This is a genomic window from Burkholderia sp. HI2714 (assembly GCF_002223085.1).
GTDB classification, from domain to species: Bacteria; Pseudomonadota; Gammaproteobacteria; order Burkholderiales; family Burkholderiaceae; genus Burkholderia; species Burkholderia lata_D.
In genome coordinates, this window is sequence record NZ_NKFM01000077.1 from 1 (window position 1) to 12852 (window position 12852).

General features: G+C 60.4%; 13 protein-coding genes and 6 pseudogenes. 12 read left to right on the forward strand and 7 right to left on the reverse strand.

Annotation, left to right across the window (positions count from 1 at the left end; all coding sequences use genetic code 11):
• The 5 genes and pseudogenes from CFB82_RS40105 to CFB82_RS40125 form a co-directional block, all read right to left on the reverse strand.
• Positions 1 to 318, reverse strand: a pseudogene (locus CFB82_RS40105) (hypothetical protein); the annotation flags it as partial.
• 318 nt (positions 319 to 636) lie between these two features.
• Positions 637 to 1407: a peptidoglycan DD-metalloendopeptidase family protein gene (locus CFB82_RS40110; RefSeq protein WP_143751057.1), complete on the reverse strand. Its 771-nt coding sequence runs from the start codon at positions 1405 to 1407 to the stop codon at positions 637 to 639.
• Positions 1408 to 2169: a M48 family metallopeptidase gene (locus CFB82_RS40115; RefSeq protein ID WP_089487769.1), complete on the reverse strand. Its 762-nt coding sequence runs from the start codon at positions 2167 to 2169 to the stop codon at positions 1408 to 1410. It lies immediately after the preceding gene.
• A 200-nt stretch (positions 2170 to 2369) separates the two neighbouring features.
• Complete coding sequence (locus CFB82_RS40120) at positions 2370 to 2696, reverse strand: hypothetical protein (RefSeq protein ID WP_089487770.1); 327 nt, start codon at positions 2694 to 2696, stop codon at positions 2370 to 2372.
• 148 nt (positions 2697 to 2844) lie between these two features.
• Positions 2845 to 3318 carry a glycine zipper 2TM domain-containing protein gene (locus CFB82_RS40125; RefSeq protein ID WP_089487771.1) on the reverse strand — a complete coding sequence of 158 codons (474 nt, stop codon included), beginning with the start codon at positions 3316 to 3318 and terminating at the stop codon, positions 2845 to 2847.
• A 290-nt stretch (positions 3319 to 3608) separates the two neighbouring features.
• Between CFB82_RS40125 and CFB82_RS40130 the strand changes: the two are divergent.
• The 4 genes and pseudogenes from CFB82_RS40130 to CFB82_RS40145 all read left to right on the forward strand — a co-directional run.
• Positions 3609 to 4731: pseudogene (locus CFB82_RS40130) on the forward strand (ISAs1 family transposase).
• Positions 4732 to 5072: 341 nt separating this feature from the next.
• Positions 5073 to 5471: a hypothetical protein gene (locus CFB82_RS40135; protein WP_256990760.1), complete on the forward strand. Its 399-nt coding sequence runs from the start codon at positions 5073 to 5075 to the stop codon at positions 5469 to 5471.
• 120 nt (positions 5472 to 5591) lie between these two features.
• A complete protein-coding gene (locus CFB82_RS40140; RefSeq protein WP_089487773.1) occupies positions 5592 to 5780 on the forward strand; it encodes a hypothetical protein in 189 nt (62 codons plus the stop codon).
• Positions 5781 to 5843: 63 nt separating this feature from the next.
• Positions 5844 to 6014: pseudogene (locus tag CFB82_RS40145) on the forward strand (transposase); the annotation flags it as partial.
• On the opposite strand, the pseudogene CFB82_RS40150 reads toward CFB82_RS40145, so the two are convergent.
• Positions 6005 to 6517: pseudogene (locus CFB82_RS40150) on the reverse strand (IS66 family transposase); the annotation flags it as partial. The pseudogenes CFB82_RS40145 and CFB82_RS40150 overlap by 10 nt on opposite strands.
• A 332-nt stretch (positions 6518 to 6849) precedes the next feature.
• Here CFB82_RS40150 and CFB82_RS40155 point away from each other — a divergent pair.
• The 7 genes and pseudogenes from CFB82_RS40155 (at position 6850) to CFB82_RS43615 (ending at position 11469) form a co-directional block, all read left to right on the forward strand.
• Positions 6850 to 7506, forward strand: coding sequence for a hypothetical protein (locus tag CFB82_RS40155; RefSeq protein WP_256990761.1), 657 nt, complete (start codon positions 6850 to 6852; stop codon positions 7504 to 7506).
• Positions 7466 to 8263, forward strand: coding sequence for an IS21-like element helper ATPase IstB (gene istB, locus CFB82_RS40160; protein ID WP_089487774.1), 798 nt, complete (start codon positions 7466 to 7468; stop codon positions 8261 to 8263). The genes CFB82_RS40155 and istB overlap by 41 nt, the downstream gene beginning before the upstream one ends.
• A complete protein-coding gene (locus CFB82_RS40165; RefSeq protein ID WP_089487775.1) occupies positions 8260 to 8472 on the forward strand; it encodes a hypothetical protein in 213 nt (70 codons plus the stop codon). Before istB ends, CFB82_RS40165 begins: the two co-directional genes overlap by 4 nt.
• 100 nt (positions 8473 to 8572) lie before the next feature.
• Positions 8573 to 9789 (forward strand): annotated as a pseudogene (locus CFB82_RS40170) (Tn3 family transposase); the annotation flags it as partial.
• 45 nt (positions 9790 to 9834) lie between these two features.
• Positions 9835 to 10545, forward strand: coding sequence for a UPF0149 family protein (locus CFB82_RS40175; protein ID WP_089487776.1), 711 nt, complete (start codon positions 9835 to 9837; stop codon positions 10543 to 10545).
• 28 nt (positions 10546 to 10573) lie between these two features.
• Entirely contained in the window at positions 10574 to 10927 is a 354-nt protein-coding gene (locus tag CFB82_RS40180; RefSeq protein WP_089487777.1) for a hypothetical protein, read from the forward strand.
• A 23-nt stretch (positions 10928 to 10950) separates the two neighbouring features.
• Positions 10951 to 11469, forward strand: a complete 519-nt coding sequence (locus tag CFB82_RS43615; protein WP_179255527.1) for a DUF6398 domain-containing protein — start codon at positions 10951 to 10953, stop codon at positions 11467 to 11469.
• A 255-nt stretch (positions 11470 to 11724) separates the two neighbouring features.
• On the opposite strand, the gene CFB82_RS40190 is transcribed toward CFB82_RS43615, so the two are convergent.
• A protein-coding gene (locus CFB82_RS40190) for an IS5 family transposase (protein ID WP_089487778.1) occupies positions 11725 to 12542 on the reverse strand; the annotation gives its coding sequence in 2 pieces (ribosomal slippage) (positions 11725 to 12194 and positions 12194 to 12542; 819 coding nt in all).
• Between the two features lie 124 nt (positions 12543 to 12666).
• On the opposite strand from CFB82_RS40190, the pseudogene CFB82_RS44720 reads away from it, so the two are divergent.
• Positions 12667 to 12852: pseudogene (locus CFB82_RS44720) on the forward strand (DDE-type integrase/transposase/recombinase); the annotation flags it as partial.

Consider the following 12852-nt stretch of genomic DNA (forward strand, 5'->3'; position numbering starts at 1 on the left):
CAGCCGCCAGTACTCTTCCATGAAGCCCGTGATCTGACGCATCGCCCAACGAAACAACCGGTAAAACGTATAGATCAGCTCGATGTAGGCGTTCGTGTAGGTTGGGGCACGCCCGGACACACCCGGCACATACGGCTGGGTGTTGATGAACAGCGCCTTCAGGTCGGCCTCCGGGCAGTAGAGGCTGAGCTGGCCTCGCCGCTTCAGGCTCTGATTGTAGGCGCGGGCGTTCGCGACCCGATACGTCGGTTTCGGGCGTTTGCGCGGCGCTCCGGATTTCAGGCTGGCTTTGTATGGCAATGAACGTTCACGAGGCATAGATCAATTGCCCTTTCTACTCGACCTCACGCTGCCGCGCAACCACCCCCTTCCGAACAAAGCCTCGTCAAGACACATTCAGCGAGGGACGATATACAGCAATTGGCCGCATGACCGAGGCGACAACTGTCTTGACTCGCGCCGGTTGGTCGGCGGTCGAGCTCTTGCTTTCACACTGCTTGTAAAGGGTCTCAGCGGATTCAGCGGCTAACGCCGTCTGAGACACCAGCGCGCTAAACACAAGCACCACTGGAACACAACAGACGAGTGTGATCGTGAGACCTGTCGTGGATTTCATTTTGCCTCCTAGTGAGGAAATTATCGATCGGCCTTCGCCAGCAACGTGACGGGATTGACCGGGTGATTCTTCTCGAACACGTTGAACTCGAACGTTCCGCCATCCTGATCGCCGGTTCCAACGCGACCAACCACCTGCCCCTTGCGAACGCTTTGATTCTCTCTCACCAGGAGTGCGCCAAGGTGGGCATAGCCGGTGACCAGTGTTGCATTATGCTTGATGATGATCAAAGAGCCGTACCGCTTGAGCCCGGTGCCAGCATAAATGACACGTCCATCTGCTGCGGCCATCACGGCATCACCTGGTTTGCCGCGCAAAACGATACCCTTGCGCGAACCGCCCATCTTGAAGGGCTCGCTAACGGTAGCGCTCTGCAACGGCCATCCGAGCAGATGTTCGCGAGCGTCACCCGCACCTGCGTCGACGTTCACATTGGCCGCCGTCGTAGAATCGCTAAGCGGTGCCACACGCAGTACTTCACCTTCAACAGGCTGCGCGTCGCTGGACGGAAGCCGATTCCAGTTCGCCAGCTCCGCCGGACTGTAGCCAAACGCCCTAGCAATGCTAATCAACGAGTCGTTCCGATTGACACGGTAGTAGCCAACTGGCACGGCGTCGGCCTGAACGGCAACACCGGTGCGTTGATTCGTCTGCGACACATCCGCTGACGGAAAAGACGTACAGCCGCTCAGCGCTATTACCCATACGGCGTACAAGAGGCCGCCGACGTACGTGCGTTTAGATCTGGCTTTCACAGCATTCCACCGTTCCATATCCTTGATATTCGGCACTCATTTGGCCGACTGGAGTCGCGCTCGGATGTGCCGGACCCGATCCGACGAGGAGGGGTGTGAATTGAGCATGCTCGATTGACCGCCGTTCAGGCGTTCAAGCTTTTCGAACACCGAGACGAGCGCGGATGGGTCAAGTCCCTTCCGCTTCTGCAGATCGAATGAGTAGTCGTCTGCTGCGCGCTCCTGAGCCTGCGAGAACTGAGCATTGACCAGCTTTTCTGACAACGCGCCGAGCTCTGATTCCGAAAGGGTTCGAGCGATACCACCCGCTGAAGATGCGATTGCTCGGGCAACCGAGGCCGCGTATGCGACCTGCATTGCCTTCTTCGTATGCCCCAACGCGACATGCCCCATTTCATGGCCAACAATGCCGCGCAGTTCATCGTCGTTCATCAAGTCCATCAAGCCGCTGTAGACTCGAACGCAGCCGTCTGCCATCGCCCAAGCGTTCACATCATTTGTCAGATACACCTTGTAATTGACCGGAACGCCGTTGATCTCATTGCCGAGCAGCGTGGCGACTCGGTTGAGGCGGCGAGCATAGTCACTGTTTGGGGCAGCAATTTTGCTTTCGCTGTCTTTTTGCGCGCATGCTTTGCTGGAAAGAGCGCGCACATCGGCGTCGTTAAGTGTGGCGGCTTGCAGAGTTTGCTGAGCGGACTGGATGAGCCCATTGCGGTCGATGTTGCCGAGATAGGCGCAAGCGGTCGACAAACTGGTGGCGATCAAAATAAACGCCATTCGAAACGAGAACTTCATTGATTGATCATCGATGATCGGCCTGTCCACTGTCCAGGTTCCGATTGGTTAAGTTTGCAAAGTGAACGGCAGCCGGAAAATAAATTATCCATCGGAAGGCTCTTTGCAACGGCCGCCAAATACATGATCGAAGTAACTGCCAAAGGGAGGGCGACTTGAGAGGCTGCACGTAAAGCGCGGATTCGCTCGCCGCGAATTAACTATTCTATTATATTTAGGCACCAACGTTGAAATGCTATTGCAATAAAGCCGATCAATGATGCCAGGGTGCCGACGAAAATAATCATTAGAGCCCCTCCGAATTCGATGGGCATTTCCCCGCTTAAGCGGCCTTGTTCGTCAAGCTTCTCTGGGGGAAATTCGAGAACCCACACCGCCCCTGCGATTCCAACCAGCGTCACGCCGGAGCTGACGATAAAATATAATTTCTTCCAGTTTTTGTATTTTAAGATATTGATTGTTGCGGCAATAAAAATTGCAGCAAGAAAAATATGTGCGATAGTAAATCCAATGAAATTGCGGACCATCACTTTGGCCTCACGTTCAATGAAGGGAATGACAATTCCTGCCGTAATTGCGCGTCTGTCCGCCTATGGATTTGCCCATTGAAAAACAGTATGCCCCAAAGCATCGCTCTCAGTGCTAGGTTAAACCGTACTCCATTTCGACACCTGTCTAGTGCATGACTCGCGTAACGCCTGCACTCGATAGCAGTCGGACGCGGTCGCCCGCGCGGAACACTTCGGACGTTGCCGCTTGGGCAATCGACCGAAGCTCACCGTTGTCAAGACGCACGGTGACCTCAACACCGTGTGCCGAACTGAGGCTCTGTCCGGCTGCGTTGCCGGCAACTGCACCGGCGATGCCTCCAGCGATTGCCGTCAGCACTGAACCACGGCCGCCGCCGATCGCACTGCCAGCGACCGCCCCGAGCGCACCGCCGCCGAGTGAGCCGAGTACGCTGCCGCCGTCATCGCCTTGGATTCGCGTTGCGCGGACGCTTTCGACCGTGCCCATTCGCACGGTTTGTTCTCGCTGTGCTTGGCCGACGCTATAGACGTCAGCGGAACCCGGCGGCGTGATGCAGCCTGCGAGCGCCGCTGCTGCGGCCAGCATCGCGGCGAACGTTAGGGCTTTTGGGGTCGGCATATTTCATTTTCTCCAAACAACATTCCATTCAGAACGTACCAGAGCGCGGTTTTGAAGCAGGTGTGAGTGCTGATGTCTGCGCACAGGCGTGCAAAGCGGTGGCTGGAATGGTTGGCCAGACGGCTGGCGCAGTATGCACTTGATATGGATAACGCGGCGTCAACAATTGAAAAGCGATCAATCGCGAAAAGGGCAATCGCATGAAGTAGCATTAACAATCAAGGACTTACAAAAGGGGTTGTAAACCGGTCGAAACACGCGTTTACTTTCATCTTTTGCGTAGGCATCGGATGGAAGAGATACGGCCCCTGAGCATCGAAGACGCGTTTGGCGATTTGCGAGACCCACGCAGCCGGACGCCCGCTCACGATTTGACGGCGATGCTGTTGATCGCGTTGTGCGCCATTCTGTCTGGCGCGGATAGTTGGGTGGCGATTCAGGTTTGGGGAGCAGAAGCTGGAGTGGCTGCGCCGTCATATCCCGCTGCCACACGGCATTCCGTCGCACGATACCTTCGGCCGGGTGTTCGCGGCACTCAATGCCCGCCAGTTCGAAGCCTGTTTCATGCGCTGGATGAGCCCGCTGTTGCCCGCCTTGAGCGGGCAAGTGGTCGCCATCGACGGCAAGACTGTTCGCGGTTCTCACCGCAACGGGGAGCGGGCGATTCACTTGGTTTCGGCGTTCGGCAGCGGCCTCGGCGCGGTGCTCGGTCAGGTACGCACGGCCGACAAAAGCAATGAGATCAAGGCCATCCCGGAATTGCTCGACGCGTTGCTGCTCAAGGGGGCGATCGTCACGATCGACGCGATGGGCTGCCAGCAGGCCATCGCTCGACAGATCGTCGAGAACGGTGCCGACTACGTGCTGGCGGTCAAGGAAAATCAGCCAAGCTTGCTGGCGGAGATCCGCTCCAGTCTTGAAGCGATCGAGCGCTTGCCTGCTGATGATCGCGCAGTCTGCGCCAACGAGTTTCGAGAAGTCGAGAAGGATCATGGCCGGATCGAAACGCGTCGCTGCGTAGTCAGCGACTTGCTGAGCAAATGGCGTCCGGTCGCGCTCTGGCCGGGTATGCGCTCGATCGCGATGGTCGAGTCCACACGCGAGATCGGTGACACGGTGTCGGTCGAGCGCCGCTATTACGTGAGCAGCCTGCCGCCTGATGCGGCACGCATCGCGCATGCCGTGCGCTCGCATTGGCGTATCGAGAATTCGATGCACTGGGTGCTCGATGTCGCGTTCGGCGAAGATCAGTGTCGGGTGCGAGTCGACAACGCGGCGCAGAACTTCGCCATCCTGCGCCGCATCACCATGAACCTGCTGCGGCGCGATACGTCGACCAAGGCCGGCATCAAGATTCGACGCTTGAAGGCCGCCATCAGTGACCCTTACCGCACCGAACTCCTTGGCTGGTAAGGCGCTTCATGCGATTGCCCTGGGCACTGCCGAAGCGTCTAACGATTGTTGATGCTCAGCACGCTTTGGCGCCGGCTATCATGGTCATACAGTCAAGCAGGCACGCGAGCGAGAGCGAGCTTGGTCGATTGTGGAGTTGTGGTTCGGTGATTACCTCTTGATGTCTCCCCTCGTGCGCCGGACCTCTGTCCGGCGTTTTTTTTGATCCGGGCGCGCGCGCCCGGTGAGCGTTTTCGGGAGCCCGAGCCCCCGAGTTCGACCCGGTTAAGTGGGGGGAAGGCCACCTCTCCACGACGATGCGACCGACCGCGCCCCGCAGCCGTGGTGGCCTGGCGAAGACCTTGCTGCTGCCGATGCCGCAACAGCAGGCCGAAGCGCTCTCATTGCAATATCACGCAGCCTTCCAGGCGCTGCGCATGCGAGCAGGTTCGGCACACGGTCTGGCGATCTTGCTGCAGCTGGTCGCGCTGGACGGCTTTGTGGATGAAGCCCGTCGTCACGAGCTGTGTATCGAAGTACTGGTCGCCGCCGAGCGCGGTATCAATGCGGCGCTCGAACACGGCAACGCAAGCGGCGAGTGGGCACTGGATCCGCAAACTGACGAGCTCGTCGCCGCGCTCATCGTCTGGCATGACAAGCAGCTGCGCTGCGCGCCGCTGACGCTATTTGCCGAGGCGCTCGAGCGGCTTGAGCGATTACGGGACGGCAAATCCTACGTTCGGCCGCCCGCGCGGCGTTGATTTTGATGGCGTGGCTCAAAACTTGGCGTTGCACAACTGGGCTAAGGCCGATGCCGCCGGCAAGCTGAACGGCGCAGGCAAACAGTGCTCTCGTCGCGGACAACTCACCGGAAAACGACAATGAAACAGTGGTACTGCAGCACCAACCTCGCACAACGAATTTTCATGTTTGTGGTGGCGATCATCCCAGCGATCATTGGCTTGGTGAACGGCCTTAGTTCGCCATTCTATTTCGTGCTGTCCATCCCCCTGCTTCTGCTGATCTACCTTCAGTTGGGCGCCCCCAGAAGACGGCGCGAGAAGGTGTGAGCTTGCCCCCGAAAAACGAATCCCTTGCTGAGCGTTTAAACTCAAGCAAGGAGAGTCAAGAAGATGAGCAAGACGACGCGGGCGCGCTACACGCTCGAATTCAAGCTGGAAGCGATGCGGCTGGTCAAGGCCGGCCAGAGCGTTGCGGCGGTCGCCGCGACGCTGGACGTTCCGGCGCAGTCGATTTCCAACTGGGTGAAGGCTGAGCAGGAAGGCAAGCTTAGAGGTTGCGGCGCCTCCGGTTTTTTTGGACACAGATTTGGGGTAAAACGTGTGTTCCAAACTGGATCGACCGTAAACACGCCCGGCGTATAGTCCAGCTTCTCGCTGATGTCCTCGCCGATGCGCACGCGCTGGCAACCGCACGAGCACGTGATGTCGTCGGGTTCGTGATGGATGTCGGTGCGCGGCAAGTGCGGCGGCAACGGTGCACGCTTGGGTTTCTGCCGTTGCTTGTCCGCAGGCGTTGGCTGCAACTGCTCCAGCTCGACTTCGAGTGCAGCCAGGTCGGCGTCGATAGCCTCGTCGAGCAGGCTCATCTGCTCGGCGGTGAACTGCTCGCTGCGCTTGCCGAATTGCAGGCGCTTGAGCATGGCGATCTCGTGGGTGAGTTGGTCGATGCGCGTCTGGCGGTAGCGCAGTTCCCGATCCTTCTCGCCGACCTGAGCCATCAACTGCGCAGCCAGCGTGCGCAGTTCGTCAGGGCTCAGAGCGTCGAGGTTGGCGGGTCGGTTCATGCGGCCAGTCTGCCAGAACCTAACCCGCCACGGAAGCAAGCCAGCTTACGGCCTTGGGGGTATTACACGACCGTGATCGCGTGATCGTGGGTGAGCGTCTGCCAGGGCAGTCCGGTCACCAACGCCTGCAACTGCTCGGGATTCAGCGCGGTTGTTACGTCTCGATCAATTTGAGGCGGAACAGGGGGTTTTTGTCTCGCGTACGTCGAGCACGATTTTACGAACATCGCCGCGAACATCGCGAGACACGGCACCTATGAGATAGGCCGGTACTCCTCTGTTATCGTGAGACGGTTTCCACACCAGTCCACGAACGCAGAACAGCCCGGCCTATGCTTCGGATCGTACATTCGTTTCTCACGCTCGAACAGCATCTTCGCGCCATCGTCACCACGCCCCGGTCCTACCATCCCGAGCGCTGCCCGCACTGCGGCCGCGCCTGCCTGTGGGCGCACGGCTTCTACGAACGCAAGGCCGACCGCAGCTCGGGCGGCGCCCTGAACTCCGTGCCCGTGCCGCGCTATTGCTGTGCCGCCTGCGGGCGAACTTGCTCTAAAGACCCGATGCACATCAAAACACTGCAGTCGTTCAAGCGGGCTGCCCGCGAGCACCGCGGCGTCGACGGGCTGACCAAGGCCGTGCCGATGTGCCAGGTGCTGCTCGTGCGGGCCGCCGAGCGCGGCGCAAACATCGGCGCGATCACCACCGCGCTGCTGCGTCTGCTCGACCGGTACGGCGCGGCCGAAGTCCGGGACGCCGTCGAGGAAGCGCTGCGCACGGGTTCCCCCCATTCGAACACGGTGCGCCTCGTGCTGGAACGGAGGCGGATTGCGCGTGGGGCACCGCCGCCCGTCGAGATCAACCTGCCCGAGCACGTGCGTAACAAGGACAGCCCCGTCCAGCCACACCGACTCGACACCTACGACCAACTGAGCACTGGAAACCGCGATGACGACACCGATACCGAATCCCGTCCCGAATCCTGCTGACCTGCTGTACGCGCGCGTCAAGGCATTGCGTCTGAATGGTCTGGCCGAGCACTGGAACGAAGCCGCCGGCGCGCCGTGGGTCGAATCCCTGGTGCGCTGGGAAGAGGCCGAACGCACCAATCGCTCGCTGCAGCGACGTATCCGTAGTTCCAAACTCGGCAAGTTCAAGGCGATCGCCGACTTCGATTGGGAGTGGCCCAAACGGATCGACCGAATGGCCGTCGAGGAGCTCATGTCGCTCGGCTTCCTGGAAAACGCCACCAACGTCGTGTTCACCGGACCTAACGGCGTGGGCAAATCGACGCTCGCCTTGAACGTCGCGCATCAGGCACTGATCGCCGGCAGCCGGGTCATGTTCTGCTCGGCCGGTGCGATGCTTGGCGAGCTGGCTGCGCTCGACAGCGATTCTGCGTTGCGCCGCCGGCTGCACTACTACACGTCACCGGACGTCCTGCTGATCGACGAGGTCGGCTACCTGTCCTACTCGAATCGCCACGCCGACCTGCTGTTCGAGATCGTGAGCCGTCGCTACGAAAAACGCTCGACCATCGTGACGACCAACAAACCGTTCAAGGAATGGTCGGAGGTGTTCCCGAACGCAGCGTGCGTGGTCTCGCTGATCGACCGTCTTGTGCATCGATCGGAAGTGATCTCGATCGAAGGCGAATCCTACCGCCTCAAGGAAGCTCAGGAAAACAGCGAAGCACGAGCACAGCGACGTGGCACGAAGAGGTCCTCACGTCCGGGGGAGTCATGAAACCCGTGCTGCCCTCCGGACGCCGGCGCGGGCTGTCGTTCCTGCTGCCCGACGACTGGACGCCTGAGCAGGCGCTCGCAGCGTATGAACTGCTCGACGATCTGCTCGCCGTGATCGGCGACTTCTACGGTACTCAGCTACACGAGCAATTGCGCCAGCAGCGCGCACCCGCTCCCGTACCCGAGCGCGATCCGCTCGACCCGTTCTGATCCTCATCCGCCACGATCAACAAGGGGCCTCGCGGCCCCTTGTTCGTTGAGCGAATCGCTCAACCTTCCGTCGTCATTTACCCGCGCTTTTACGTCGCCGTCAACAGTCCTGGCCGACGCGATCAACCTCGGACTGACGAAGATGGCCGAAGCCTGCCCCGGTACCACCTACGCGAAACTGTCGTGGCTGCAGGCGTGGCATATCCGGGACGAAACTTACTCACAGGCGCTGGCCGAGCTCGTCAACGCGCAGTTCACCCATCCCTTTGCGGCCCACTGGGGCGATGGCACCACCTCGTCATCCGACGGGCAGCGCTTCCGTGCGGGCAGCAAGGCCGAGAGCACGGGGCACGTGAATCCGAAATACGGCGCCGAGCCTGGCCGCATGTTCTATACGCACATCTCCGACCAGTACGCGCCGTTCTATCCGAACCTCGTGAACGTCGGCGTGCGCGATTCGACCTATGTACTCGACGGGCTGCTATACCATGAATCGGACCTGCGCATCCAGGAACATTACACCGACACCAACGGTTTTACCGATCACGTCTTTGCGCTGATGCATCTGCTTGGTTTCCGGTTCGCGCCGCGTATCCGCGATATCAGCGACATGAAGCTGTATGTGCCTGGCAATCCAAAGGATTATCCGGCGCTCGCCGCAATGATCGGCGACACGTGCAACGAGAAACACATCCGGCGGAACTGGGACGAGGTGCTACGCCTGGCAACGTCAATCCGGCAGGGTACGGTCACGGCGTCGCTGATGCTGCGCAAGCTTGGCAGCTATCCAAGACAAAACGGCCTCGCCGTCGCACTGCGCGAAATCGGCCGCATTGAGCGCACGCTGTTCATTCTCGACTGGCTGCAGAACGTCGAACTGCGCCGCCGCGTGCACTCAGGGCTGAACAAGGGCGAGGCTCGCAATGCGCTCGCCCGCTCAGTGTTCTTCTATCGCCTCGCGGGGAGATCCGCGATCGAAGCTTCGAAGCGCAGCGCTATCGCGCCAGCGGACTGAATCTGGTCACCGCCGCCATCGTGCTGTGGAACACCGTCTACCTCGAGCGGGTTGTCCAAACCATGCACACGCGGGGCGCACCGGCCGACACCGCGCTGCTGCCGTATCTGTCGCCACTGGGCTGGGAGCACATCAACCTGACCGGCGACTACGTCTGGCAACAGGACCGCAAGCTTCAGGCCGGCAAGTTCAGGCCGCTGCGGCCGGTGCCGGGGGCAGACCCGCAGGTTCGGCGCTCCTCTCGATCTGTCGCCGAGGCGATCGATCCTGCCGCCATGTCCGGCAAGCTCGACGGCGTATAATGACAAAACGCAGTCGCTTCGACCTCACGCAGAGAAAATCCCCCCGTGAATTACCTGACGTCCCAACAGCCGCTTGCCGATGACGATTTCGCCCGTCTCGCCGCGTTTCTCGACTCCATCGGCGACGCGATGAACATCGAAACACTCGATGGCTATTTCGTCGCATTGATTTGCGGACCCGACATCGTGTTGCCCAGCGAGTATCTGCCGCAGATCTGGGGGGACGATTTTTCGTTTGAAAGTGACGGGCAGGCCGCCGAAATCATCGAACTGCTCATGCGTCACTGGAACACGATCAGCACGGAACTGCAACAGACGCTGCATGAGCCGAACGTGTACCTGCCCGTGTTGCTCGAGCGCGAGGATGGTGTTGCCCCGGCCAACGACTGGGCGCACGGCTTCATGCGCGGCGTACAGATGCGTTCTGCGAGCTGGGGCGAACTGATCCACGACGAGGACCGCGGCGGACCGATGATCCCGATCATGATGCTGCATCATGAACACAATTCCGACCCGCAGTTGCGGCCCCCACCGATCCCCGCGGAAAAGCGCGAGGAACTGTTGCAGATGATGATCGGCGGACTGACCCACATCTACCGTTACTTCGAGCCGCACCGGCGAGCACTGGCGAGCATTCCGGGGCGCGTTCCCATGCGCCGTGAAGAACCGAAGATCGGGCGCAACGAGCCGTGCCCGTGCGGTAGCGGCCGCAAGTACAAGCATTGCTGCATGGTTACTTCGCCGACGGTTCACTGATCAGGCAGCACAGCTACGGAGAAACGCGATGCCCCAGATGCCGGATGATGCCGATCTACCCCTGAACGCCAACGGCCCCGCCTACACGTCGCGACAGGATCGTGACGGTATACCGCTTTCGTATGTCGGCGAGAAACTCGGGCTCGCCATTGCGGATCTGCATCGCCATGCCCGTCGCTGTCAGGGCGAGCGTGATGATTTGCGCTGCACCATGTACCACCTTCTCGTGGCATACCTGGGACTGCATAACATGCTGGGCAAGGCGAATGACCGGACCCTGGTTGACCGGCTGCTTGACGGTAGCAGTGAGAAGCTGGACATGTGGCTGCGCCTGATCGAGCGGGAGGGCGATGTTCACGGGCTCGCCGAACTCGGCAACTAACTCAGATAGGCTGTGTGAATCCCATGGAGCGACCCTTTGATGGCAAGCGCGTGCCGGTCGCCATGCAAGACCGGTATCGCGAGATCGCGGCGCTGACTGATGCCTTTTGTGCTCAGCATCTGACGGATGAATACCGCGACCTTTGCCGGCGTCTCGTTGCCACCCTGTGCCGCAAGCGGCCATCACCACTGGTGACCGGACCTGCGCGCTCCTGGGCATGCGGTGTGGCCTACGCGATCGGGCGGATCAACTTCCTCTTCGACAAATCCCAGAAGCCCCACATGCGCGCCGATGCGCTGTGCCAGCACTTCGAGTTGAGCACCCAGACCGGTTCGGCCCGCTCCGGAGCAATCCTCAACCTTTTGAAGATTGGCCAGCTCGACCCTCGCTGGTCGCTTCCCAGTCAACTCGCCAGAAATCCGCTCGTGTGGCTCATCGAGATCGACGGTCTTATCGTCGATGCGCGCCGCATCCCACGCAATTTGCAGGAAGAAGCCTTCCGCCAGGGCGTCATCCCATTCGTTCCAGACGAAGACCAGTAGCTCGCGGGAAATCCCGGCTCCGTTTGTACGCCGTCTGCGACGTAGCAACTTCGCCCTGGGCTTGGCGTACGATTTTTTCCAAATTCTGCAGGCCGCTATATCGAGTCAGGCATCGCCCTGAGCCAAGTCTTGATCGCAACGACCTTCTTGACCTACCTGCAAACGATGACATCAAACACTGCCGGTAGTTGAACGAGACGTTCGCCGCCAGTTAGCCACCCCGTACCGCCGGGTTGCTCAAGCTAAGAGACGGTTTCATAAAGGCTGCTTGGCGCGCCGGAGGGTATTCCAGCAGATCAGGCAGCAACCGAGTTTGAGGAACGCGCCGTGAATGTCAGCACGGCGCTCGAAACGAATGCGGAGACGACGGAAGTGATGCAGCCAGGCATGCGTGCGTTCAACGACCCAGCGATATTTGCCAAGGCCGCTGCCGTGTTCGGTGCGGCGCTTGGCGATCACCGGCTCGATACCGCGATTGCGCAACGCTTTTCGATGTCGCTCGGAGTCGTATCCGCGATCGGCGTAGACCACACGCGGTCTGTGCAGCGGGTGGCCGCGCAATCCGCGAATCGGCGGGATCGCATCGATCAGTGGCAGCAATTGCGTGACGTCGTTGACGTTCGCTCCGGTCAGGATCGCGGCAAGCGGCGTGCCGTTGGCGTCGGTGACGATGTGGTGCTTGGAACCGGGTCGCGCGCGATCGGTAGGGTTTGGCCCGGTTTTTGGCCCGCCCCAACGGCGCGAATCGATGATGAATCGACAGCGGCTCGCGAGAAGTCGATCTGGTCTGCTGCTCGCAGCTTCGCGAGCAGCAGCTCGTGCAAGCGACCCCACACGCCGGCAGCCTGCCAGTCGCGTAGCCGTCGCCAACATGTCACGCCCGAGCCGCATCCCATCTCGGCAGGCAGGTCGCGCCAACGCAGTCCGGTCTTGAGCACGAACAAGATGCCGGTCAGCGCGGCGCGATTCGAAACAGGCAGGCGGCCTGGGTTCTTCTCGCGCCGCGGCTTGGGTGGCGGCAGCAACGGCTCGATCAGTATCCACAATTCGTCGTCGATGATCGGCTTGCCCATCTCCTCAGTCTCGGTTGTTCCGATGCCTGAGGTTAACAGCTCGCCGCGAAAGTTAACAGCCCCAAGGGGCCATTTTGAAACCGTCTCTAAACGTGCTTTATTTTCCGTTTCCTGAAGCGGCCCCAAGCAAGCCCTGCTGCGCCGGGGCATCCCGCGCATGATCGTCGTCGACAACGGCGCGGCCTATCGCGCCGCGACCCTGCAGACCATCTGCGCGGACCTCGGCATCCGGCTCGTGCACTGCCAGCCGTACCAACCCACGAGCAAGGGTAAGCTCGAGCGCTGGCACCGTACCGTGCGCGATCAGTTC